We start from the raw sequence: 23,365 nt of genomic DNA on the forward strand, positions 1-23,365 counted from the left end.
CTTAAATCCCCTCAAGCCCAAGCGGCGCATAGGGCCCAAGGACTAGCTGCTCGAACACGCCAATGCCCTTGCGCGCGCCGCTTGGGTCTTCGACGCGGCAGATCAATTGCACGTGGCGATTGTCCAGCTGGGCCGGGTCTATGCGCTCAAGGTCGTACTCCTCGCGCTCTACTTTAAGGGCGCCGTGGTGGTTGCCATGGCCCCATACCGGGTGGGTGTAGCCAAGCCCCTTCATCTGAAACCGGTGAAGCGGGACAAGAGTTAGCTCTTGCGGAGCGCCTGCCGGACTGATGCCGGAAAGCACCCCGCCCGCTGGCCAGCGGCTGCCAGCTTGCGTCTGGCTCGACAATGTGGCGGAGCCTTCGACGATGCCATTCGCGCCTGCCCCATCGGGCGCAAAGGCCGCGCGCGTGTTCCATGCGTTACCGTGGCTGTCTGCATTGATGTGGAAGAACAGCGAGCCGTCTTCCAAATTGATCGGGGTCCACTGCCAGAAGAATTGCAGCGCCTCGTGCCCCGGATTGGGTTGTGGGTCGCGCGCGCCGACGGGCCGGATGCCCCAACTGCGGTCGCGGGTTCCAGCCGTGCCCTTAGCCATTTCGTGCCGATCACCATCAAGAGCAATCCAGCCGGTGAAATGGCCGTTCTGCGTCATTCTGGTGTAGTCCATGAATGCGCGCGGGCCGATGCGGTGGACAAAGCGTGGCTCTTCGATGGGGAAACTGCGCCCGGTAAACTCGAATGCACCGGCCAGCCCCTCGGTTTCATCAATCGTCACGCGAAGCTTTTGCAGCGGTTCGACAACCTCTATGCTGATCGGGCCAACGCGCATGGCCATCCTCTCCATCCCAAGCTCGCAAGAGGCGTGGAGGGAGTATTGCTTGCCATCGCGGATAAAGCTGAAATGCGCGTCCGCCACGTCGAGATGCGGGTACACTCCGAACGCGAGCGCAAAGAACCCGCTGCCATCAGGGGCATAGCCGTTGAAGAAATAGCGGTCGTAGAAGTTGCGATCAGTCCCTGCGAACGCGATGGGGTCGGGTGTTTGGTGAAGCGGGTAATCATCGCCATGCGAAAGGGTCATTTTTGCACCTCCAAAAGCGCGTCGAGCGATCCGTGGTCGAGCGCAAGTCCGCACGCCCCGCGAACCATGGACAGGAAATTGGCATCGCCCCTCTGCGTCCGCTCAACGAAAGCGGCGCTGAACACGCCAGTGGAAAGACCGCTTAGCGCGCCGATGCGATAGTCGAGCCAGATGTCCTCGCGGGTGAGCGAAACGCCTCTTGCGTTCATTTCATCGAGGTAAAGCTGCAAAAGCTCATCCTCATGCGCGCGGCGAAGGTCGTTTCCGATACCAGTGCCAAGGAAATAGGCGACATCGCTCATCCCCCGGCCGCTTGCCACGGTCTGCCAATCGAGGATGGCGATGGGTTCAGCCCCGCCCTTGATATCGAACAGCATATTGTCGAGCCGAAAGTCCCCATGGACAAGGCATTGGGCCGGTTTGAAATACTCACCCAAAGCGGCGAAATACGGCGCATAGCGTTCGCACAGCTCCATATATTCAGGCTCAAGCACGTTGGCGTAGCGTTCTCTAAACGTGGCCTGAGCGTGCGGGTACATGGCATTCAACTGGGCGATGACGGGCTCTGGCGCTTTGAGCCATTCCTTGCCGATAAGCTCCCCGCGTCCCCAAGTGGAGGCGTGGATGGCCGCGGCCTGACGGATGCCTTGCCGCGCGTCCTCAATGGTGCAGCCTGCAATCTGATTGCCGCCGCGCGCTGGCCCCAAATCCTCGAACAGAAGGATGAATTCGCCCCCGTCTTCCGAAACTTCGCAGGCATAGGTTTGCGGCACCCTAGCTGACAAATGCGGGGCGATCTCGCGATAGAAGCGCACCTCTTTTTCATAAAGGCGCATCATCTTGGCGGTGGTGCGGCTGGTTTCGTCCTCGGCGGCGAATTTGGCGGCCAATGTGGATGTCCCGCCCCCTTCATGGGTGAGGTCGAAGCGGACGCTGTCGCCCACCTGCCCTGTGCCAATCGGCGACCATGCGACCGCAGTCACCGCGCCGTGCTGGCCTGCGTCACTGCCAGTCACAACTGTATTGAGCCAATCAGGCGTCACCTGATCGGGATGTACTGGAAACCCTCTCATGAAAGGAGGCTAACCCTTTGTCAGCTCTTCTTCAATCTGTGAAAGACGCTCTTTGCCAAAGAACATTTGTGTCTCGCCGCCCTTTGGTCCCACAAACATCGTCGGGATGCCAAACGCGCCGCGATCCACCGCTTGGGATGTATTGGCGACAAGGCCGTCTTTTACCTCTTGGGTCTGGTTTCTTTCGAACAGGTCTTTCGCATCAAAGCCCGCCGCCTGAACCGCTGCGCCAATGGCCTCTGGATTAAGAACATCAATGCCCTTTTCCCAGATTGCGGGCAGCAGGCCTTCTGCAAATTGCACGCCTCTCCCATCCTGATCCGCCGCGTAAAGCATCCGCTGCAAAGTGATGGAATTGAACGGGAATTGTGGGTGCATCTTGAAATTGTTGAGTTGATGCTTGGCAATAAAACGCTGGAATTCGAGCATATCATACTCGACCTTGCCCTTCACATCCTTGTTGCGGATCATCGGCGGGGCATTGCCGGTCAGCTTATGCATCCCGCCAAGGAATACCGGCGTCACATCAAGCTCTGCCCCGGTGCGTTTGACCAGTTCGCGCAAGGGCCACCAGATGAGATAGGCATTGGGGCTCACAAAATCGAAAATCAACTCAACTCTGTTTGCCATATGCGCCCCTCTCTAGTGCATGGTATTAGCTCTTTGGTTCGGCGAGCAGGTCGGAATGTTCGATCTGTGACAGCTCGTCATATGTTATAGGCCGGGTTGTTGCATTGCCTTCGATACGGCGCAAGCTGTAACCAAAATCGTCCACCAGCAAATTCCACAAGGCGCGGCCCGTTTCCTCACGGGCTTTATAGAAGCCGCCCAGCCATTCCATGATCACGCGCGGGCGGTAACGGGTCATCATCTCACGCGCACCGCAAAATGCCTGATATTCAAAGCCTTCAACGTCGATCTTCATCAGGTCGACCCGGTCAAGCCCATGGCTTGCGATGATTTCATCAAGCGTCCGGCACGGCACCTCGCGCGTGGTCACCGTCTCCCCATAGGTTTCGTTCGCAGCCTGAGCGACCACCGGGATCACCGTGTTCCCGCCCTGCCGTGATGAAAATTCATAAAGCGTAATCGTGCCCGGTTCATCCCCGACCGCGCAGCGTTCAACGCTGGTCATGCCAACATAGCCGTTCATGGCGACATTTTCGGCGAGCATAAAGCCGATTTCGCCCGCCGGTTCGACCGCAATCACGCGGCCGCCGCGGCCAACACTTTCCGCGCCGATCAGCGTGTAGGTGCCAAAGTTTGCGCCAATGTCGAGGAAGGTCATGCCCGGTTCAAGCAAGTCCTGGATCATATCAGTGATCGCGCGGTCAAAATAGCCGTCGCGTATGAGGTGCGGGGTGATCCCTGTATCATTGCCACTGATCAGCATCAGGCGTTGCTAGGCGGTTTCAACAAGGACGCGCTCGTGCCCGACATAGGTCGGCGCCATGCGCTGAGTGCGTTCGATATGATACATCGAACCTTGTTCCCCCAACGCGGTCGACAACAGCCAATCGCGGCTGGGCACATGGGGATGGCCCTCTTCCAAAGCTTCGCCCGATTTGGAAAACACGAGGAACACTTCATTGGCGAAGGTCGGCGCGAATTCATCCAGCGCCTTTACAATCGCCTTTCCCGGCATTTCGCCAAGAAGCCCCTTGTGAAGGATCACTGCCTCAAGCTCGTCCAGCCCGGGGCCCACGCATCGTGTCCCGCAACCGGGAAGAACGGCGCGATAGGCGGATGGGGCGATCACCTTGTCAGGCGCAATGCCCAAAGCGTTGATATGATCGGCGGGTGCCTGCCACAGCGGGTCGTGTTCTTGGTCCATATTTGGATAGCTACACGCCGCAAAAATAAAGACAAGTGCAACAATTTACTGATTAAAGTATTGTCACGAGAATTCGGTCCAAATTGGTTAAAACCGCATTAAGCGCATTCTTCGCCAATTCCTTAGGACAAATGTTAAATAGTGCCCCTATGTCGCTCAAAAAGCGGCATCGGCTGAAGGCCACATGAGTCGTTCCGACTGCCTTTGCCAAAAACCCTTTATGGGAAAGGCAGGTGTGCTTAGGAGCCGGGGTGATGCGTGATAAACGCACTGCCCCGGCTCTTTGCCTTCTTGTGGCTGTGACGATCAGTGAGGGGCAAGTCCCAGTTCAAGCCCGGTGCGATCTTCGAGCGCGTATTTGTCGAACAAGTCAGCGCTCGCCGCATTGAGCCCGACAACCCGCGTGTGACGGCCATTGCGGCGCATCCGCTCAACCGCTTTTTCAAGCGCGCCGATGGCTGAGATGTCCCAGAAATGCGCTTTGGATACGTCGATCACCACGTGATGCGCTGCGTCTTCATATTGGCTTTCCGGGCCAAGCAGGTCTTGAAACTTCTCAACGCTGGCAAAGAAAATCTCGCCTGTCACGTGATAAACCGCGCTGTGCGGGCGGCGCACGCGTTCGACGGTGAAGAGGTTTTTGACCTTCTGAGCAAAGAAAATGCCCGAAAGCAGCACACCGACCAGCACGCCAAGCGCCAGATCGTGGGTCCACACGACGACCACGACAGTTGCAACCATCACAATGGAGCTGGTCGCCGGGTGACGGCGCAGATTGGGGATAGAATTCCAGCTGAAGGTGCCGATGCTGACCATGATCATCACCGCGACCAGCGCAGGCATAGGAACCTGCCCCACATAAGGGCCAAGCACCGTCAAAAGGAAAAGCAAGAACGCGCCCGCGGTAAAGGTCGACAAGCGCCCTCGCCCACCCGAAGCCACATTGATCACCGATTGCCCGATCATCGCGCAGCCACCCATGCCGCCGAAGAAGGCCGCAACGATATTGGCGATGCCTTGCCCTGCACCTTCGCGCCGCTTGTTGCTGTCGGTGTGGGTCATGTCATCGACGATTTGCGCGGTGAGGAAGCTTTCCAGAAGGCCGACCGCTGCCATGGTCGCCGAATATGGCGCGATGATAAGGAAGGTTTCCCATGTGAGCGGCACATCGGGAATGGCGAATGTGGGAAGGCCGCTGGGAAGCTCACCTTCGCCAGCCACATTGTTAACCGGAAGGCCCCAGTAAATCGTCGCTGCCGTCAACAGGATGATCGCCACCAGCGGGCTTGGCACTTTGGTCGTGATGCGCGGGAATCCGTAGATAATCGCAAGGCCAATGGCGACCATCGCCCATGTCCACGGTCCAACGCCTTCGTTACCCGGCATAAGCTGCGGGATTTGCGCCATGAAGATAAGGATCGCGAGCGCGTTGACGAAGCCTGTGATCACGCTGCGGCTGACGAACTGCATCAGCAGGTTAAGCCGCAAAAGCGCTGCGATCCCCTGGAAAATACCCATCAGAATGGTCGCAGCGAAGAGATATTCGACCCCGTAATCGCGCACCAAGGGGATCACCACCACTGCCACCGCAGCGGTTGCGGCTGAAATCATGCCCGGACGACCGCCGGTAAAGGCAATGACCATCGCAATCGCGACGCTCGCATAAAGGCCAACGCTTGGATCCACCCCTGCGATAAGCGCAAAGCCAATCGCTTCAGGAATCAGGGCAAGCGCAACAACGATGCCTGCCAGAATGTCAGCGCGCGGCTGAGCCAGCCAATCACGGCGGAAATTTTCCCCAAAGGAGAGAGCCTTGGTCATAATGAAGTCTGTTTTTCTTTGATCGATGAAAGCTTTGAAAAGCGCTCGCCGCGAAGTGATGGGTCAACGGGCGAAAGCGAATTGCGCTTCCCCTAAGGGCAATTGCTGCATCGCACAACCGCGTGCGCGCGCATCTCTACGCAATTTCAAGGAAAGCGGGCACTTCGTAATGGGACAGTTTGCGCCAGCTTGCACCGATGCGCTTCGCCAATTCATCGCCTGCGCGCGTTGCGCCTTCGACCATGCCATAGTCATCAAACACGATCAGACCGCCCGGCACCATGTGCGGCAAAGCCTTTTCGATCACGAAAGCGGTTGGTTCATACACATCCATATCAAGGTGCAGGAGAGCAATGCGCGTGTGCGGCCTATCGCTCAAAAATTGCGGCACGGTTTCGAACACATCGCCAGCGATGAGGTCCACTTTGCCGTAACCTTTTGCCTCCAGCGCGGCCTCAAGCTCGGATTTGCTGATGCCGTGACCGCCGGCGTCTTCGAAGCGCTCGATAAAGGCTTTGTCGCTTTCGCCTGAGACACCGTCGCGCGGAAATGCGCCAAAGGCATCGAAGCCCACAATCCTGCGACTGTGCGGAGTTTCAAGAGCTTCGCGAAAGGCGGCAAAGCGCATTAGCGATGCGCCCTTGTAAACGCCCGCTTCGACGATCAATCCCGGCAGATGAGTGATCTTGCGATAAAGCTCATAATGGGCCAGCAATTTGGCAAGGCGGGTCGGATCGCTTCTAAGATAGAAGGCGTTTTCAACCTCATACGGGTCAAGCGACAGATCAGTCGTATAGTGGTTCAACGAGCGGCCTTCCTTACACAGCGAGGCTCACTCCCATAACCGCTGAGGCGGCGAGGTCACTTAAGGGCTTGCCCTGACTTCAGGACCCTAAATCCCCGCCACCGCGAGTGCCTGATCCATGTCTTCGATAAGGTCTTTAATATCCTCAAGGCCGACATTGATGCGCAACAGCCCTTCGGTCACGCCCATTTCGGCGCGGGCCTCTTCGCCCATATTGGCATGAGTGGTCGAGGCCGGGTGGCACATAAGGCTGCGCGCATCGCCGATGTTGTTGGAAATATCGACCAATTGCAGCGCATCGAGCACCTGAAATGCACGCTCGCGGGTCTGAACATCGAAGGCGAAGATTGGCCCCGTCGCGTCCATTTGTGTCTTTGCAAGTTCATGGCGCGGGTGGCTGGCAAGGCCTGGATGCTGCATCACACCGCCCGCCTTTGTGACGCGCGGCTCAAGAAATTGGCCAAGCTCAACCGCATTGCGGCTTTGTTGATGGGCGCGAAGCGATAGCGTTTCCAACCCCTTATGCACCACCCATGCGTTAAAAGGCGAGATATTGGGGCCGGTGTTGCGCTGAAACGGGAGGAGCACCTCATTGATCCACTCCTCAGAACCACAAACCGCACCCGCTAACACGCGTCCTTGGCCATCCATCAACTTGGTCGCGGAATAGGCCACGACATCGGCGCCAAATTCCATCGGGCGTTGCAGCGCTGGTGAGGCAAAGGCGTTGTCAACGAGAGTAGTTATACCATGCGCGCGAGCGAGATCGCACACGTGCTGCAAGTCCACGATGTCGAGAGTCGGGTTCGCCGGGGTTTCGAAGAAGAAAACCTTCGTGTTGGGCTTTATCGCCGCTTCCCATGCGGCATTATCGGCGCTGTCGATGACGCTTGTCTCAACGCCAAAACGGGGCAGAAGTTGATCGACCAACCAACGGCATGAGCCAAAGGCAGCGCGCGCGGCAACGACATGGTCACCCGCCGACACCTGGCACAAAAGCGCCGCCGTCATCGCCGCCATGCCAGACGCCTGTGCACGGCAGGCCTCTGCCCCTTCCATAAGGGCAATCCGCTCTTCCAGCATCGCAACCGTCGGGTTCTGCAAACGCGAATAGGTCATGCCCTCGGCTTCGCCAGCGAACCGGTCAGCCACCGTTTGCGCATCGTCATAGGTGTAGCCCGAGGTGAGGAACAACGCCTCGCTCGTCTCGCCATGCTCCGATCGCCAGGTGCCGCCACGCACTGCTTGCGTTTGCGGTCGCCATTTGCGCGTAATCGCGCGGTCCATTCCGGTGGTCTTTTTCATATCGCGCGCGGGCTTAGTCTGCACCGCGCCTGCCTGCAAGAGCGCTTGCCCTTACTTGCGGCTTTGCGTAACTCACCAACGCAATGAACAGCGCGGCATTACCTGAACTTAAACCCAGCCACACGCCGCCAACCCTCCCGGCAGCGCATGACAGCGACCCGTGGGGGTGGTGCCTCATCATCCCGCTCATATTCGCAGCGCTGGCGAGTGTTCGACTGGGTACGCCCAGCAGCCCTTTTTTCGATGAAATCCACTACCTGCCTGCCGCACGCGATATGTTGGCGGCATTGGCCGGGGCCGAAGTGCCCTATGCGAATCCAGAGCATCCGCTGCTCGGCAAGGCATTGATCGCAGCAGGGATTGGCATAGCAGGCGACAACCCGTTCGGGTGGCGGATCATGTCGCTCATCGCAGGGACAATTGCGGTTGGGGCCTCAATGCGCGCGCTCTGGTTTGCGAGCGAAGACCGATTTGCGTGCGTGAGCTTTGGTGTCTTGCTCGTCACCGGTTTTCACCTCTTCGTTCAGTCGCGCATCGCCATGCTCGATATTTTCATGGTCGCCTTTCTCGCCATCGCCGCTTGGCAATTCGCGGGCGCAATAAATCAGCCGGAAACCGGACGGCGACGGCTCATCCTCACAGGGATTGCCATCGGCTGCGCACTCGGCTCCAAATGGAACGCGGTGCCCATGGCGGCCCTTCCCGGCATTGTGTTTTTCGCCGCGCGCCTAACCGCAGGCCGCAGGCGCTTGTTGCTCAGCCGCAGAGGTGCGCCCGTGCCCGGCATCACTTTGGTCGAAGCGTTCGTGTGGCTCGGCATTCTCCCGCTCGTCACCTATGCCGCGACCTTCGCGCCGGGATATTGGTTGGGTAATACATTTCACCCCTCCCCATTGCTCGAACATGGCCTGCTTGGCCTTCATGCTCAGATTATTGAGATGCAACAACAAGTACTTAGCCCTCACACTTATCAAAGCCGATGGGAGCAATGGGCGTCAAACACTCGCGGCATCTGGTATCTCTACGAGAACATCGACGGGGCACAGCGCGGGGTCTTGTTGATCGGTAATCCAGTGACAATGATTGCGGGGCTCGCAGGGCTGATCTGGTGCGGTGTGGTCGGCATATTGCACAGCGATTGGGCGCGGCGAGGCGTGGTCATTGGCTATCTTGTCGCTCTCGGCTTCTGGATTATCGCGCCAAAGCCGGTGCAGTTTTACTATCACTATGTCACGCCAAGTCTGTTTCTACTCGCAGCGCTTGCCTTGTCGCTGAGCGACTTGCGCGAGGCCGGCTCGTCAAAGCTGAGCTATGCAGTGCTTGCGGCAAGTGTGGCGATTTTTGCGGTGTTCTTCCCCATCCTCACCGCTGCCCCGCTTGAGGGGGAGCGCAGTTTTGAATTCTGGATGTGGCTCGACGGGTGGAGGTGAAGAAATGGCTGCGGCAGCAGCCCAAAGGGCGACCGCCCGCCCGCAGCGGGTCCGCACCCCGGACTTGGTACGGGGGAAGGACGTCTAGCGAGGACTTGCTCGCGGATGCGGGCACACCGATCAAAACCGACCCCAAACAAAGCGGCTTGATAGCGCATAGTTCCACACCGACCCCACGAGTATTCCCGCCAAGGCAGCGCCCACCCAGAGCACGCCTGCACCTTCTAACAACGTCGCCACCGCCACATTGGCAAGCGCGCCGACCGAGCAGGCGAGGCAAAAACCGACCCAACCGCGCACAAATGCGCTTGCCCCTTTGAGCCTTCGATCGCGGTACGTCAGCCAATTGTTAAGCCAGAAGTTGAAGCTCATCGCAGTGAGCACTGCTATCGCTTGCGAAAGCGCAAACCCCTCGTCAGCAATCCGGTACAGCAGCGCGAGCACCGCCATATGCACCAATACGCCCAGCGCCCCGACAGTGCCGAACAGGGCAAAGCGCGTGGGGATCACTTGCCCCAAGGTCTTGTCGTACACCCCTGCCAAAAAATCGAATGCCACCGCACGATCAAGCTTGCTTGTCCCCTCGCGCCGCGCGGCGAAGTTCAAAGGGAATTCCTTCACTCGCATCGCCGTGGCGGAGGTTGCGAGTATATCGAGCAGTATCTTGAAACCAATACCGGAAAGCCGTGGTGCAAGTTCACGGGCGCGCCTGCTTTCAAGCATGAAATAACCACTCATCGGGTCGCTAAGCTCGGTCCGGGTGATCCATCGCGCCACCCGATTGGCAAAACCCGAAATCCGCTCGCGTTCAGGCTCGTCCCAGCCTTTGGTGCTGGCACCGGGGGCAAATCGGCTTGCAACACAGATGTCTGCATCGCCTTTCTGAAGGCTTTCCAGCATCCCTTTAAGCAGCGCTGGATCATGCTGATGATCGGCATCCATCACCGCAACATAGGGTGCAGCGGTGGCGCAGAACCCTTCGATTGCGGCACTTGCAAGCCCGCGCCTGCCGATGCGTTGGATCACCCGAACGCGCGGATCGTTGAGAGCTAGCGCGCGCGCTTCATCGGCTGTGCCATCCTCGCTGTCATCATCGACAATCAGAACCTCCCAGCCTTGGGAGCCCAGTGCCCCCTCAATCCGCGTAATCAGCGGCGCGAGATTGCCGCTTTCATTGAGCGTGGGCAGGATAATCGCGAGTTGAAGCACCGCGCCGCGCCCCGCGTTAGAGCCGCTCCAGCACCGCTTGGCCAATCGCCTCTGTGCCGTGGCTCCCCCCAAGGTCACCGCCGCGGATTCCATCGCCAAGCGCAGCTGCGACTGCCGCTTCAATGCGCTCGGCCTCTGCGTTGAGGCCAAAGGAATGGCGCAGCATCATAGCCGCCGAAAGGATTGTCGCCATCGGATTTGCCTTGCCCTGCCCTGCAATGTCAGGCGCGCTGCCGTGGATGGGTTCGTAAAGGCCGAACAGGCCGTGTGCGGTCTGGCGCTCTCCCATGGATGCGCTTGCCAAAAGGCCGATGGAACCCACCGCTGCGCTTGCCAGATCAGACAGAATATCGCCGAACAAATTGCCCGTCAGGATCACGCCAAACCGCTCTGGATGGCTGATGATCTGCATCGCGGCATTGTCGACATACATATGGTCAAGCTCGATGTCGGGATGCGCGCCAGCCGCGGCGTTCACAGCGTCGCGCCACACCTGGCTGGTTTCAAGCACATTGGCTTTATCGACGGATGTGACGCGGGTTTTGTCATTTCCTGCGCGTGCCGTGCGGAAAGCGACCTGCGCAATGCGCGTCACCTCTTTTTCGGTGTAAGACATCATGTCCCACCCCTCGCGAGAGCCATCTTTGCCTTGCCGTGTGCCCTTGTCGCCAAAATACACATCGCCATTGAGTTCGCGCACGAACATCATGTCAATCGCAGCGGCTTTCTCCGGTGCAAGAGGGGAGAGGTGTTCAAGCCCTGCGAACACCTTGGCAGGGCGCAAATTGGCGAACAGGCCAAGCTCTTTACGCAGGCCCAGGATCGCCTGTTCAGGGCGCAAATGCCTCTCCAGATTGTCGCAATCGGGATCGCCCACCGCGCCAAACAGCACCGCATCGCATTCGCGCGCCAGCGTCAGCGTTTCAGGCGGGAGCGGGTGGCCATGCGCCTTATACGCGGCCCCGCCCACATCGCCGTCGAACAGGATAAGGCCGGGAAGCTCAAGCGCTTCGAGCACTTTCACCGCCTCTGCGGTCACTTCAGGTCCGATGCCATCTCCGGGCAGAACGGCGATTTTCATGTCCAATCTCACTTAAATCATGCGTTTGAGCCGCTCTCCCAAAGCGGTTCGGGCGGCCATAACATCGCGCGGATTTCCTGCAAGCAGGTAGTCGCGAATGGGGCGATGGAGCGCGCGGAAATTCTCAAATTGTGCCTCGAAAGGCGCGCTTATGTCGGGTTTCGCGCCGCCATAGCCAAGCTCGCGTAACAATATTGCTTCATAAGCGACCATCGCAGCGAGCCATCCGCGCGCGCTTGGCGCTGAACAAATCGCATCGAGCAGCGCGCAAAGGGACGCGTAGAGCGAGGGGTAAGGATTGCGCTCCGGCAATGTGCTTGCGGTAAGTGCGCAGGCCCAATTGATCGCAGCAGCGGGCAGCGGCTCGGTCATCATAGGCGCACGGCTTTGGGCCAGCTCCAGCTTGGCATAAGGCAATTGGGCATCGGACTTGGAGCGCAATTCGATCTCCACCCCATTGCCCGGGATCATCACCGGCCCCATGCGCTTGCCCCGCCCGCCGGGGACATATCCTGCCACAAGACCGTGGCTTTCAGTTAATACCCGCGCGATGCTCGCATTTTCACCATGCGGGCGGCTGGCGATAAGGATTGCGGGTGCTGATAGGTTCATTCGGAGCGAGCGATCCCCAGCTGCTCCTCAAGAAACTCCGCCTGCTTGCGGTAATAGAACAGCTGGTTCGACAGCTTGCGCCAGCCGTGCCCTTCGTCCGGGATGCGCACGAAAGGCGCCTCGACCCCGTTTGCGCGCAGGGTTTTGACCATCACTTCGGTTTCGTAAATGTCGATGCGCGGGTCTTTTACGCCGTGCGAATAGAGCACGGGCACGGTGATCTGATCGGCTTTGCGAATGGGCGAATTGACCTTGTAAAACTCGCGCCAGCGCTCCTCAGTGATGTCGCCATATTCGATGCGGTCAGCCGCTTTCAAAGCGGGCGAAGCAATCTCCAGCGCAGTCACCCAATCGGCAACGCCAAAAAGCGAGACGCCCGCCACAAACTCGCCCGGATATTCGGCCAGCACCGCGTTCACCATATAGCCACCGTAAGAGCCGCCCATCACCGCCGCGCGATCGCCATCAATCACCCCGTCAGCCGCCAGCGCGTTCTTGAGGTCAACCAGATCGCGCACGGAATCCAAGCGGTTTTCACGATCATCGAGCGTGGAATAGGTGCGCCCCAGCCCGGTGCTCCCACGCACATTGGGCTCAAACACAGCGACCCCGCGCGCGGCGTGATATTGAGCCACGGCATCAAAGGTCGCCTGACTTTGCGCAGACGGCCCGCCGTGGACCGAGAACACAACAGGCGGCGCATCATCACCTGTCCCCGCCCCTTGCGGTAAATAGAGAAGCCCTTGCAACTCCACCCCGTCGCGCGCTTTATAGCGGACCACGCGCGGACGGATCAGCCGCTCTGGATCGAGCCCTGCAAGATTAGCGGCAAAGACCTTCTCTGCGTTCCCTTCCACCGGGTCCACCATCCAAAGTTCGCCCGGTGTCTGCCAGCCATTGACCCGCACGAGAAGCCTGGGGTCAGCATCGCCTTCGCAATCGAGCGAATATTTGCCTTCCGGTAGGTCGGGCATTTCGATGGAGCGCTTTTCAACCGTGTGCCATCCGCGCAGTGCATCGAAACCGTCGCGGTTCTCAGTCCAGAAAAGATACGATCCGCCCGCGCCCGGTCCGCACAATTCGAGGCCCTCGACATCACTGTCAGTCTCAAAAACGCGCGCAAACGTCCCGTCTTCCACGCCGTAGAAGGAAAGCGTGCCGAATTCCCGGTCGCGGTTGGTGGAGAAGTAGAAGCCCGATGAGTTCGGCATCCATTCGAACCCGCCCAGAGTGTGGCTCGCGCGCTCTTTGACCGGGGGCTTGGAGATGGTTGTCATCTCCTTGCTCGCAAGATTGAGGAGATAGAGATTGTCGCCATCCTCGCCCACCGTCTCAGTGACGATAGCATATTGACCATCCGGCGAGATTGAACGGGCAGCATGACCAAGCTCAGACTGAAAAATCATTTCCGAAGAGCCATCCATTGTGCCCCGGTAAATATCGAACACACCGGTTCCGCGCGCGGTTGAGGCGTAGATAAAGCTGCCATCTTGAGCAAAATCACCAAAAATGCGGAAATCGCCGCGCTTGGCTGGCAGAATTTCCGTTTCGGTTGAGCCATCGGCGGAAAGCGCGAAATATCCGGGCTGTTCATTCCCATCCCGGTCTGCGGAATAGAACAGCGCCGAGCCATCGGGCGTCCAGACGGGCGCGCGCACGCCCGTTTGGAACGTCATTTGCTTGGGCACGCCGCCTGAGGCTGGCATCACCCAAAGCTCTGGCTGACCGGTGACATCCCATGAAAAAGCAATCGTTTCACCGTCTGGCGACAGGTTCGCTGCGCCCGGTCCGCTGGCGAGCAGATAGCGCGCGATGTCCGCTGGATATTCGCCCGCACGTCCAAGAGTTACGGGCGAGCCATCAGGCTCCATCGCCTCTATCGAAAGATCTGCACCCTTCGCCCCGCCAAAGGTTTCTTCCTTATCCTGTGCAAGAGCAGGTGCACCGCACACGGCAAGCGCAGCGGCGGTGGTGAAAAGAAGGCGTTTCATGGGCGTTGAGCTCCTAATTTGCGTTTGGGACGCAAATTAGAGCAATCGCACCTTGGCGCAACGGCGTTTTCTCAATGGATTTGCAAGCGGCTTACTTGTCGCCAAGCTTCGCTTCGAGTTCCGCCACTTTCGCTTCCAAAGCGTCAGCCTGTTCGCGCGCCTTTTGAGCCATGGCTTTGACCGTGTCGAATTCCTCACGGCTGACAAAATCCATTCCGCCAAGTCGCTCACGCAGGCGCTCTCGCGCGTTTTCGCGCGCTTCACGCGACATACCGGCAACCGTTCCAGCGGCACCATTGGCGAGTTTAACAAGGTCAGCGATCAGTGGGTTTTGGCTTTGCATGATTGCTTATTTGGCTATTTGCAACGGCAAGAGCAAGACTTTTGCTAAAGCTCGATGCGCTCGACCGCTCCTGCCTCTTTCGCCCCTGCCCCGCCATCAGGGTTTTCGACGATAAATTGCCAGTTGAGGACGCTCGCAAAAAGCACCCAGGCCAGATAGGGCAGCAAGAGGAGCCCCGCGATACGCCTGACCCGCCAGAACAGCCAGATGACGACCACGAGCGAAAGCGCGGTATAAACCAGAACGCCAAGACCCAGCTGCATATTCTGCAAGCCGAAAAAGGCGTAGGTCCACGCGAGATTTCCAATAAAATGAAGCGCAAAGGCGATAATTGCGATGCCTCGTCCAAACGCGCCCCACGCGCTCGCCACGAGAGCGACGGAAAAGCCGATCATCACGTAAAGAATGGTCCACACGATGCCGAATGCGGCCGGTGGGGGATAGATCGAGGGCTTGCTGAGCGATTGAAACCAGACCGTTGAAGGGCTTCCCATCTGCCCGCCCAGAAAGCCAAGCAGAACAATGAGCGGAACCAGAAAAAGCGACCAGCGGGCAAAGCTCGCCCGAAGTTGCGCCTTGGATGCCAGAAAGTTCACCTGCGTCTCCTTAAAGACCTCTCGCGCCCTGCTTTGCGCACTACGATTCGCGGCGCGATGGGCTGTTTGAGTGCGATACACGAGCCGCCATTGTGTGCAAATTAACGCGCAGCCTGGCCACACAATCGCGCGCAAAATGTTGCAAAATTTCAGACATTACCGACGCAAGTGCACAGCTTTGTTGAACTCGGATCAAAAGAAGGCTCGCGCTTTTTTTACTTTGTGATAGCGTTGCCACATTCTTGCCGTGATTCGGAGCGCGCCGGCAAGAAGGATCGCTGCGCTCCAGCTACCAACTGGGATCATGTCCTTGCGGACCTTTGTTCTCAACCAGGGGAAGATTTAATGAAAAAAACCAACTTTGCATCGCTGCTCGCCGTTTCTGGCGGTCTTGCACTCGCAACCGCTGCTTGCTCGGCTCCTGCTGACGAAGCTGACACCATGGCTGACGAAACTTCGGTTGAAGAAGCTGCTGAAGAAGGCGCTGAAGCTGTTGCAGAAGCTGCTTGTGAAGCTGCTGAAGAAGTTGCTTGTGAAGCTGCTCCTTGCGAAGGCGCTGCTTGTGAAGCTGCTCCTTGTGAAGGCGCTGCTTGCGAAGCTGCATAAGCTTTACGCAACAAGCGTTTTACGCAAGTTCAAATCGGCCGGGGGCAACATCAGTTGCCGCCGGTCGTTTTGTATCCGGGGTACGCGTTTTGTATCCGGGCTACGCGAAGTGCGCGCGCAATTTGCCCTGTAACTTTGGATGCAGATCGCTAGAAGCGAACATCATGACGACTGCGACCGATACGCCTACTCAAACCGGCCAAAAACCTCCCATGACACAGGTGGAGGCCGCCCACACTGTGATCGAAACGATCACGCAGATGGCACAGGAGCAAAAGCCGCTGATGCTGCGCGTGGTGCCGGAAGATGGGGCGACTTTCTGGACCCACTATCCGGAAAAAGACGCGCGCGACAAATACTGCAAAAGTCGTTGGTATTATCATGTCCACGCGGCGGGGAGCCGGGATGCGGACGAGCACGGGCACTTTCACCTGTTCCTGCACCGTACTCAGCTTCCGCAAGGGTTGGAGCCCAAAGTATGGCCGCCCCAGCGCGAGGATGCGCGCGCTCATGTGACGCACATTATCGGGCTTTCGATCGATACCAATGGCGTGCCGCGCAGCTGGTTCACGGTCAATCGCTTTGTCACCAATGAATTTCTTTATCCAGCCGATGTGATGATTGAGCATTTGCCGCAATTCAATGTCGATCACACGCAGGAAGACGATCTGGTCAACCGCTTCGTGACGGCCATGGTTGCGCTCTACCGCGACGAGATCGCCGAGCTTTTGCGCGAACGCGATAAACGCCAAGAAGAGCTTGTCGCGGAGTTTGGCGAGGATGCCTATTCCAAGGAGAGCGGCGTCGAAGTGCTCAGCCAGATTGCGATTGATCTCGATGCAAAGCTGGGTTCGCTTGAATTGGGATAGGGCCTAGCCGCGCCCTATTCCCGAACCGCAGAAATCAGAAACTCCACATTGCCCTGAGGTCCGGTGATCGGACTTTTGACGATCCCTTCGATTGTCCAGCCAAGCCCTTCTAACCAATCACGAACTTCGCCACACACGCGCTCGTGCAGAGCCTCGTCGCGCACCACGCCGCCTTTGCCGACTTCGTGTTTTTCGACCTCGAACTGAGGCTTGATCAGAGCGACCAATCGGCACTCTTGCGCTGCCAATTCAAGCGGGCGTTCAAGCACTTTGGCAAGCCCGATAAAGCTCGCATCGCACACCACCAGATTGCAATCCTTGTCGATATGATCGCGGGTCAGGATACGCGCGCTGGTTTGCTCGTGAACAGTGACGCGGGGCTCCTGACGCAGCTTCCATGCAAGCTGATTGGTGCCCGAATCCACCGCGAACACATGGGACGCACCGCCTTGCAAGAGTACGTCGGTAAAGCCGCCGGTGGAACTGCCGATGTCCATCGCCACCGCGCCTGCGACATCAATCCCGAAATGCTCAATCGCGTGGGCAAGCTTAATCCCGCCCCGGCTCACCCACGGATGATCGCGGCCTCGCACGTCGATATCGGCATCGCTCGCCACTTGCTGTCCGGGCTTGGCGACTTTCTGTTCACCCACGAACACCACGCCTGCCATCACCAAGGCTTGAGCGCGCGTCCGGCTTTCAGCAAGGCCGCGCTCTACCAGCAGGTGATCGACGCGCATTTTGGGTGATTTTGCAGGTTTAGTCATAGACGTTGACGCCGTTAGCGCGCATTTAGGCACTATGAAAGCGACTTACCTCTACGCCGCCGCCGGAATTGCTCTCACTTTTGGAGTTGCTGCCTGTGTTGCGGGCCCTGACGCGCCCGAACCGCGCGCGACACCTACCCCTGCTCCGGTCGCAAGGCCCGCCCCGCCACCTCCCCCCATTGTTCGCGAGCCAGTGTTCGAAAACTATCTCGACGCACCGCAAACGCCGGGGACATGGCGCTATGCCGATGAGCCGGATGAGACGTTTGCGATGTATGTGAGCTCTGAGACGGCGGGACCGGTTTTCATGCTGCGCTGCTCCGCCGGACAGGTTGCCTTGGCACGCTTCACCCGCGCGCCTGCCCGTCAGCCATTGGCGATGGAAGTGCAGACCGAAACAACAAGGCGCACCCTCACGGCCAGCCCGGTCGAGGGCCGCCCGATTGTAGCCGCCACTCTTCCATCCCAAAGTGATTTGCTCGACGCGATGGCGGTGACGAAGGGGCGTATCGCGATTGGAGTTGAGGGTGAGCGCACGCTTTACCTCCCCGCATGGGTGGAAATCAGCCGCGTGATCGAGGATTGTCGGTAAAGCTGTTTGTGTTTCGAAAGCGCATCCGCGCTTTCTTCCTCGGTGCTTTTCCCTACCCCTGAAACAAATTCAGGGTTCGGGGCACCTGCGGGCGCCCGGTCGGGCTTGCGACGCCTTCGGCGCCGAACTGCGATAAAACGGCTGCCTAGCAGCCGCGAGGGCGACTGCCCGCCCGCAGCGGGTCCGCAGCGCACGCGAAGGACGTCTAGCGAGGACGCGCTCGCGGATGCGAGTGCGTAAACAAAGACCCTCCCCTTCCGATTCTATACATTAATATCCACAGGCTTATGCACGCTGCATCCCCAGCCTTGTGCTCTTGCACCTCTGAATCAAAAAGCGCCCTCGGATAACCCTTGGGCGCTTTACGCTCGGACCACTGAGCGACAGCGGCCGAGTATGACGTGGGAAAAGATAATTTCAAGTCTTGCGAAGCGGCCTGTGACGATTCACATATAGTGGCGAGGCCAGCGGCGAACGCGGCTCTCGGCTCCCCCGGTGATCGGCAGGGGTCTTGGCTTACTAGCGCGAAAGGAGGTGATCCGATGTCTCATGGTTCAGTAGAGAGGTCGGCAAGTTTCCGCGCGAGGCATACTCGGTAATTCATTACCGCAGTAAGGCTTCGTGAGCGGCGCTTACCGCCGCTGACCATGAAAGGGCGTTTCCACCTACGGGCGTGGAAGCGCCCTTTTCATTTGAAGGTTTGGTTTGTGCACGCCCATCCGGGCGCGCATCCTCGCTAGACGTCCTTCGCGTGCGCTTCGGACCCGCTGCGGGCGGGCTTGCAGGTGGCCTACGGCCGTCTGCGCTTCGCTCCGACTCCGCCCTTGCGGCCCTTCGGGCCGTCGCAACAACCCTGCCAATATCCTTGCCCAAATCGGCGCCCGCTATTATCGGGCATTCCCATGAAGTTTACCGAAATCTCTCACCCCTCGCCCACGCCCGATGCTGAGCGTGAAGCAGCAATCGCTGATCCCGGTTTTGGCAAGGTGCACACCGATCACATGGTGGTGATCGATTATGACACGGCAAAAGGTGGCTGGCACAAGGCGACCATCGGCCCGCGCGAACCCATCGCGCTCGATCCGGCGGCATCTGTGCTGCACTATGCGCAAGAAATCTTTGAAGGGATGAAGGCCTTCACCCACGAACATGGCGGGCTAGCCATGTTCCGGCCAGAACAAAACGCGCGGCGCTTTAACGCCAGCGCGCGCCGCATGGCGATGCCAGAGATCCCCGAGGAACTGTTCCTCGAAGCGGTCAAACTCTTGGTCAAGAAAGACGCCGACTGGATGCCTCAGGTTGAGGGCGGTTCGCTCTACATCCGGCCCTTCATGTTCGCCTCCGAGGCCTTCCTCGGCGTGCGTCCGGCAACGCAGTACAAGTTCGTTGTGATCCTTGTCTCAAGCGGCAATTACTTCAAAGGCGGGGTCAATCCGGTCAAGATCTGGGTCAGTCAGGATTATGTCCGCGCAGCTCCCGGAGGCACGGGCGCTGCCAAAACGGGCGGCAATTACGCAGCCTCGCTTGTGCCTCAGGCTGAGGCGATTGCAAACGGCTGCGACCAGGTCGTCTTCCTCGATGCGGTCGAGCACAAATGGGTCGAGGAGCTTGGCGGCATGAACCTGTTCTTCATCCGCCGCGATGGCTCGGTCATCACCCCGCCGCTCACCGGCACGATCCTCCCCGGCATCACCCGCGACAGCCTGATCGCGATGCTGCGCGAAGAGGGCCTTGAGGTGCGCGAAGAACCCTATTCGATCACGCAATGGCGCGAGGAAGCGGAGAGCGGAGAACTGCTCGAGACGCTTGCTTGCGGAACGGCGGCGGTCGTAACGCCCGTTGGAACGGTAGCCTCACCTTCGGGCGAGTTCACCATAGGCTCCGGCGGCATCGGGCAGATGGCCCAAAAGATGCGCGAGAAGCTCATCGGTGTACAAGTAGGCCGCGTTGAGGACCAACATGGCTGGGTGATGCGGGTTTGAGGCGACAGAGACTTATCTGGTTCGCTTTCGGAGCAGCAGTATCGATCTTGGCAACCCAGCTTCCTCGCTTTCTTGCTGCGAAAACGGATGCAGAACATCCCTACCTCTCGATATCAGAGCGACCTTTTGAGGAAGACGAACTCGACAGGATTGACGAAGTCGCGCCGACAAGCGGTGCGTTGCTCCGAGAATGCGAAGCGCAAGAATTCTTCGTAAAAGCTTACAATGGTGACCACGGAGTGCCTTATTCGCTCATCAAGATTGTCCCAGAAAACGAAGCTGCCATTGATTGCATCTTGGAGCGGGCCAAAGCAGAAGGTCACCCGTTGCATTTGCAAATGCTGACTGATCAGCAAGCTGAAGTTTATTGAGTTCGACGATTCTATCATGCCGAATAACGAAACATATTTCCAAGTCGCAGCGCTCTACTGCTTCACGCCGTTTGAAGACCCCGCGGCGATCCGCGGGCCGCTGCTTGCGATCTGCGAGGAAGCGGGAACCAAGGGCACGCTGCTGCTTGCAAACGAGGGCATCAACGGCACCATCGCCGGCAGCGACAATGCGATTGGCGCGGTGGTAGGGCATATTCGCTCACTCCCCGGCTGCGCGAACCTTGACTTAAAGTACTCCTACGCGTCCGAAGCGCCCTTCGCTCGCATGAAAGTGCGCCTCAAGCGCGAGATTGTGACTATGGGCGAACCCGGCGTTGACCCGCGCGCCTCCGTAGGCCGCTATGTCGACCCGCAAGATTGGAACGCGCTGATCTCCGACCCTGACACCGTGGTGATCGACACGCGCAACGATTACGAGGTCGCGGTGGGCACGTTCGAAGGCGCAGTGGACCCGGAGACGACCTCTTTCCGCGAATTTCCCAAGTGGTTCCGCGACAATCGCGAGGAATTGCTTGAGGGTAAGAAGAAGGTCGCGATGTTCTGCACCGGAGGTATTCGCTGCGAGAAATCGACCAGTTTCCTGCGCGGCGAAGGCATAGACGAAGTCTATCACCTCAAAGGCGGAATTCTCAAATATCTCGAAACAGTGCCCGAAGAAGAGAGTAAATGGCACGGCGACTGCTTCGTCTTTGACGAGCGGGTGACGGTCAAACACGGGCTTGAGGAAGGTGACTATCACCTGTGCCGCGCCTGCCGCCGCCCGATCACGGACGAGGAAATGCGCCACGAACATTACGTTGAAGGCGTCTCGTGCCCCCATTGCTACGATGAAAAGAGCGAAGCCCAGCGCGCCCGCTATGCCGAGCGCCAACGTCAGCGCGAGCTTGAAAAGGCCCGCGCTGCCAAAGCGAAATGAGCGCTACCCCCATCCTCTATTCCTTTCGCCGCTGCCCCTATGCCATGCGGGCGCGCATGGGCCTATGGATAGCTGGGGTCACGGTGGAGCTTCGCGAGGTGAAACTCGCCAACAAACCACCCGAACTGATTGAAGCGAGCCCCAAGGCGACCGTGCCGGTGCTGGTGCTCCCAGATGGCGAGGTGATTGACGAAAGCATCGCGGTTGCCCGGTGGGCGCTCTCGCAGAACGATCCCGAAGGCTGGCTTCAAGGCGATGATGCAGAATTGATCACAGAGGCAGATGGGCCGTTCAAGCATCACCTCGACCGCTACAAATACCCCAATCGCTATGAAGATGAGCCGGGGTTCGGCGAAGTCGATCATCAGGCCGAAGGGCTTAAGATCCTGCAAAAATGGGATGCGCGCCTTAGCGAGCGCGGCCAAATGTGCGGGCCCAAGCGCACGCTTGCCGACATCGCGCTCTTTCCCTTCATCCGCCAGTTCGCAAACCACAACCGTTCATGGTTCGATGCGCAGCACTTGCCGCACCTGCGCCCATGGCTCGAAGCGCACCTTGCCTCCGACTTGTTCGCCAGCATTATGCCCAAGTTTACGCCATGGAAAGCAGGCGATGCCGTTACGTCATTCGGGGCGCAGGCTTAGGCAGTTTACCTCAAATTCACCATTATTTGCGAGATGGTCGTGCGATAATAATCGAGGATGCCAATCGCCATGGACGTAGTTGATGCTTTCTACGAATCCCGCCTGATCGAAAACAAATGTGAGCTGCATTATTCGTGCGGCGGTTTGTGGGACGAAAAGTCGATGCAGGAAATGTTCGACAGCTTCAAAGAAACGGTAATGCCTCTTTTGAAAGCCCGCAAAGAATACAGCTCGATCGGTGATTTCACCAAGGCGCTGCCGCAAGATCGTGGGACAGCTCAAGTGATGCTCACCAACCTTGAAAAAGCAACAAAATACGGCCTCAAGCGTTCGGCCATTGTCGGCGCCAGCTCGCTGATGAAAATGCAATATCGCCGTGTTGCGGCGGGGGTGAATGTCGAATTCTTCGATAATCAGGCGGATGCTCTGCGCTGGGTGCGGTCGTAGGTTCGGCCGCTCAAAGAGCCGCTTTAAATTCATCAATCACCCAACTGGTCGCAGGGCCAAGCACAGTATCGCGCCGCCACAAAGCGAAGAGCGTATATTGATCGCCGGGCTTTTCCGGCAGGTCGAGTTCAACCAGCCGCCCGCCGTCCAGATCATCTGCCACCATAGCGCGCGGCATATTGCCCCAGCCCAGCCCCTCTTTCAAAAGCGAATGTTTGGCCGACAAATCGCCCAATCGCCATGTGAGCGGGCTTAGGACCGAAAACTCGCGTCCTTGTGTGCGCGTGGACCGATCGGAAAGCACCAATTGAAGGTGTTTGCGGCTTTCCCCCGGTGTAATTTCATCGGCGGCCAAAGGGTGGCTTGGCGCGGCGACCGGGATCAGCTCGACCTCACCCAAAGCCTGCCGCTCAAGGCCCAACTCCTCGCTCACTACCGGACCGCCGATGGCGGCTTGCGCGCCCTCTTCGATTAAACATTGCGCGACGGCGCCCAGCCCCTCGACCCGCAAACGAAGCGCAACCGTTGGATAACGCTCACGAAAGCTTGCGAGCACGCGCGCGGTCACTTCGCCCGGCACCATGACGTCAACCACAAGAGCCAGCTCGCTTTCCAACCCTGCGTGAAGCGAGCGCGTTTTGGCTAGCAGGCTGTCGACCCCGTCTGCCACATGGCGCGCCTCGGCCAGCAATCCCTCGCCCGCCTTGGTCAGAACAGGCTTTCGCGACCCTTCGCGCTCAAACAGCGATACCGCCAGCTGCGCTTCCAATTGCGCTATGCCATAGCTGATTGCGGACACCGCGCGGTTCATGCGCCGCGCCGCTGCGCCAAAGCTGCCTTCCTCCACCACGGTTAGAAAAATGCGCAGATGGTCGAGACTGGGATCGCCGAGCTTCATGTCACCAATGTTCAGATAATTTGAACATTTTAGCAAGTTTTATCGCAGTTCTTTGTCGGTCGTCGCGC

25 protein-coding genes are annotated in these 23,365 nt (G+C 58.6%); 9 read left to right on the forward strand and 16 right to left on the reverse strand.

Going from position 1 to position 23,365, the window contains the following annotated elements:
• Position 1 precedes the first annotated feature (1 nt).
• The 8 genes from INR77_RS11920 to metZ all read right to left on the reverse strand — a co-directional run bounded on the left by INR77_RS11920 (position 2) and on the right by metZ (position 7,922).
• Positions 2 to 1,084 carry a hypothetical protein gene (locus INR77_RS11920; protein WP_223071260.1) on the reverse strand — a complete coding sequence of 361 codons (1,083 nt, stop codon included), beginning with the start codon at positions 1,082 to 1,084 and terminating at the stop codon, positions 2 to 4.
• The gene (locus INR77_RS11925; protein ID WP_223071261.1) at positions 1,081 to 2,157 is read right to left on the reverse strand and encodes an ecdysteroid 22-kinase family protein; all 1,077 of its coding nucleotides are present in this window, start codon (positions 2,155 to 2,157) and stop codon (positions 1,081 to 1,083) included. Before INR77_RS11925 ends, INR77_RS11920 begins: the two co-directional genes overlap by 4 nt.
• 9 nt (positions 2,158 to 2,166) lie before the next feature.
• Complete coding sequence (locus tag INR77_RS11930) at positions 2,167 to 2,787, reverse strand: 2-hydroxychromene-2-carboxylate isomerase (protein ID WP_223071262.1); 621 nt, start codon at positions 2,785 to 2,787, stop codon at positions 2,167 to 2,169.
• Positions 2,788 to 2,812: 25 nt separating this feature from the next.
• Entirely contained in the window at positions 2,813 to 3,550 is a 738-nt protein-coding gene (locus INR77_RS11935; protein WP_223071263.1) for an FkbM family methyltransferase, read from the reverse strand.
• Between the two features lie 9 nt (positions 3,551 to 3,559).
• Positions 3,560 to 3,991, reverse strand: a complete 432-nt coding sequence (locus INR77_RS11940; protein WP_223071264.1) for a hypothetical protein — start codon at positions 3,989 to 3,991, stop codon at positions 3,560 to 3,562.
• Between the two features lie 306 nt (positions 3,992 to 4,297).
• Positions 4,298 to 5,812: a SulP family inorganic anion transporter gene (locus INR77_RS11945; protein ID WP_223071265.1), complete on the reverse strand. Its 1,515-nt coding sequence runs from the start codon at positions 5,810 to 5,812 to the stop codon at positions 4,298 to 4,300.
• A gap of 136 nt (positions 5,813 to 5,948) precedes the next feature.
• Entirely contained in the window at positions 5,949 to 6,617 is a 669-nt protein-coding gene (locus INR77_RS11950) for a TylF/MycF/NovP-related O-methyltransferase (protein WP_223071266.1), read from the reverse strand.
• Between the two features lie 87 nt (positions 6,618 to 6,704).
• Entirely contained in the window at positions 6,705 to 7,922 is a 1,218-nt protein-coding gene (gene metZ, locus INR77_RS11955; RefSeq protein ID WP_223073546.1) for an O-succinylhomoserine sulfhydrylase, read from the reverse strand.
• An 83-nt stretch (positions 7,923 to 8,005) separates the two neighbouring features.
• On the opposite strand from metZ, the gene INR77_RS11960 reads away from it, so the two are divergent.
• A complete protein-coding gene (locus INR77_RS11960; protein WP_223071267.1) occupies positions 8,006 to 9,352 on the forward strand; it encodes a phospholipid carrier-dependent glycosyltransferase in 1,347 nt (448 codons plus the stop codon).
• Between the two features lie 120 nt (positions 9,353 to 9,472).
• On the opposite strand, the gene INR77_RS11965 is transcribed toward INR77_RS11960, so the two are convergent.
• The 6 genes from INR77_RS11965 to INR77_RS11990 all read right to left on the reverse strand — a co-directional run bounded on the left by INR77_RS11965 (position 9,473) and on the right by INR77_RS11990 (position 15,184).
• Positions 9,473 to 10,606 carry a glycosyltransferase family 2 protein gene (locus tag INR77_RS11965; RefSeq protein WP_255573768.1) on the reverse strand — a complete coding sequence of 378 codons (1,134 nt, stop codon included), beginning with the start codon at positions 10,604 to 10,606 and terminating at the stop codon, positions 9,473 to 9,475.
• Positions 10,578 to 11,642, reverse strand: coding sequence for a 3-isopropylmalate dehydrogenase (gene leuB, locus INR77_RS11970; RefSeq protein ID WP_223071268.1), 1,065 nt, complete (start codon positions 11,640 to 11,642; stop codon positions 10,578 to 10,580). The genes INR77_RS11965 and leuB overlap by 29 nt, the downstream gene beginning before the upstream one ends.
• Positions 11,643 to 11,654: 12 nt before the next feature.
• The gene (locus INR77_RS11975) at positions 11,655 to 12,254 is read right to left on the reverse strand and encodes a DNA repair protein RecO (RefSeq protein ID WP_223071269.1); all 600 of its coding nucleotides are present in this window, start codon (positions 12,252 to 12,254) and stop codon (positions 11,655 to 11,657) included.
• Entirely contained in the window at positions 12,251 to 14,245 is a 1,995-nt protein-coding gene (locus INR77_RS11980; protein WP_223071270.1) for an alpha/beta fold hydrolase, read from the reverse strand. The genes INR77_RS11975 and INR77_RS11980 overlap by 4 nt, the downstream gene beginning before the upstream one ends.
• Before the next feature lie 91 nt (positions 14,246 to 14,336).
• A complete protein-coding gene (locus INR77_RS11985; protein WP_223071271.1) occupies positions 14,337 to 14,588 on the reverse strand; it encodes an accessory factor UbiK family protein in 252 nt (83 codons plus the stop codon).
• A gap of 44 nt (positions 14,589 to 14,632) precedes the next feature.
• Positions 14,633 to 15,184: a TspO/MBR family protein gene (locus INR77_RS11990; RefSeq protein WP_223071272.1), complete on the reverse strand. Its 552-nt coding sequence runs from the start codon at positions 15,182 to 15,184 to the stop codon at positions 14,633 to 14,635.
• A gap of 345 nt (positions 15,185 to 15,529) precedes the next feature.
• Here INR77_RS11990 and INR77_RS11995 point away from each other — a divergent pair, with 345 nt between their 5' ends.
• Both INR77_RS11995 and INR77_RS12000 read left to right on the forward strand, forming a co-directional pair.
• Positions 15,530 to 15,790 (forward strand): hypothetical protein, encoded by a 261-nt coding sequence (locus INR77_RS11995; protein WP_223071273.1) that lies wholly within the window; start codon positions 15,530 to 15,532, stop codon positions 15,788 to 15,790.
• 164 nt (positions 15,791 to 15,954) lie between these two features.
• Positions 15,955 to 16,659, forward strand: coding sequence for a hypothetical protein (locus INR77_RS12000; RefSeq protein WP_255573769.1), 705 nt, complete (start codon positions 15,955 to 15,957; stop codon positions 16,657 to 16,659).
• Between the two features lie 14 nt (positions 16,660 to 16,673).
• Here the strand turns inward: INR77_RS12000 and INR77_RS12005 are convergent, their stop codons facing one another.
• Positions 16,674 to 17,426 (reverse strand): TlyA family RNA methyltransferase, encoded by a 753-nt coding sequence (locus tag INR77_RS12005; protein WP_223071274.1) that lies wholly within the window; start codon positions 17,424 to 17,426, stop codon positions 16,674 to 16,676.
• A 34-nt stretch (positions 17,427 to 17,460) separates the two neighbouring features.
• Between INR77_RS12005 and INR77_RS12010 the strand changes: the two genes are divergently transcribed.
• From INR77_RS12010 to INR77_RS12035, 6 genes are all read left to right on the forward strand, one after another.
• Entirely contained in the window at positions 17,461 to 18,018 is a 558-nt protein-coding gene (locus INR77_RS12010) for a hypothetical protein (RefSeq protein WP_223071275.1), read from the forward strand.
• A 902-nt stretch (positions 18,019 to 18,920) separates the two neighbouring features.
• Complete coding sequence (locus INR77_RS12015) at positions 18,921 to 20,000, forward strand: branched-chain amino acid aminotransferase (protein WP_223071276.1); 1,080 nt, start codon at positions 18,921 to 18,923, stop codon at positions 19,998 to 20,000.
• Between the two features lie 47 nt (positions 20,001 to 20,047).
• Positions 20,048 to 20,371: a hypothetical protein gene (locus INR77_RS12020; RefSeq protein ID WP_223071277.1), complete on the forward strand. Its 324-nt coding sequence runs from the start codon at positions 20,048 to 20,050 to the stop codon at positions 20,369 to 20,371.
• A gap of 16 nt (positions 20,372 to 20,387) precedes the next feature.
• Positions 20,388 to 21,308, forward strand: a complete 921-nt coding sequence (locus tag INR77_RS12025; protein WP_223071278.1) for a rhodanese-related sulfurtransferase — start codon at positions 20,388 to 20,390, stop codon at positions 21,306 to 21,308.
• On the forward strand, positions 21,305 to 21,952 hold the full coding sequence (locus INR77_RS12030) for a glutathione S-transferase (protein ID WP_223071279.1): 648 nt from the start codon (positions 21,305 to 21,307) through the stop codon (positions 21,950 to 21,952). The genes INR77_RS12025 and INR77_RS12030 overlap by 4 nt, the downstream gene beginning before the upstream one ends.
• Positions 21,953 to 22,021: 69 nt before the next feature.
• Positions 22,022 to 22,399, forward strand: coding sequence for an STAS/SEC14 domain-containing protein (locus tag INR77_RS12035; protein WP_223071280.1), 378 nt, complete (start codon positions 22,022 to 22,024; stop codon positions 22,397 to 22,399).
• A 10-nt stretch (positions 22,400 to 22,409) separates the two neighbouring features.
• On the opposite strand, the gene INR77_RS12040 is transcribed toward INR77_RS12035, so the two are convergent.
• Positions 22,410 to 23,297 carry a LysR family transcriptional regulator gene (locus INR77_RS12040; RefSeq protein ID WP_223071281.1) on the reverse strand — a complete coding sequence of 296 codons (888 nt, stop codon included), beginning with the start codon at positions 23,295 to 23,297 and terminating at the stop codon, positions 22,410 to 22,412.
• Between the last annotated feature and the right edge of the window lie 68 nt (positions 23,298 to 23,365).

This window comes from Erythrobacter sp. SCSIO 43205, assembly GCF_019904235.1.
Lineage (GTDB): Bacteria > Pseudomonadota > Alphaproteobacteria > Sphingomonadales > Sphingomonadaceae > Erythrobacter.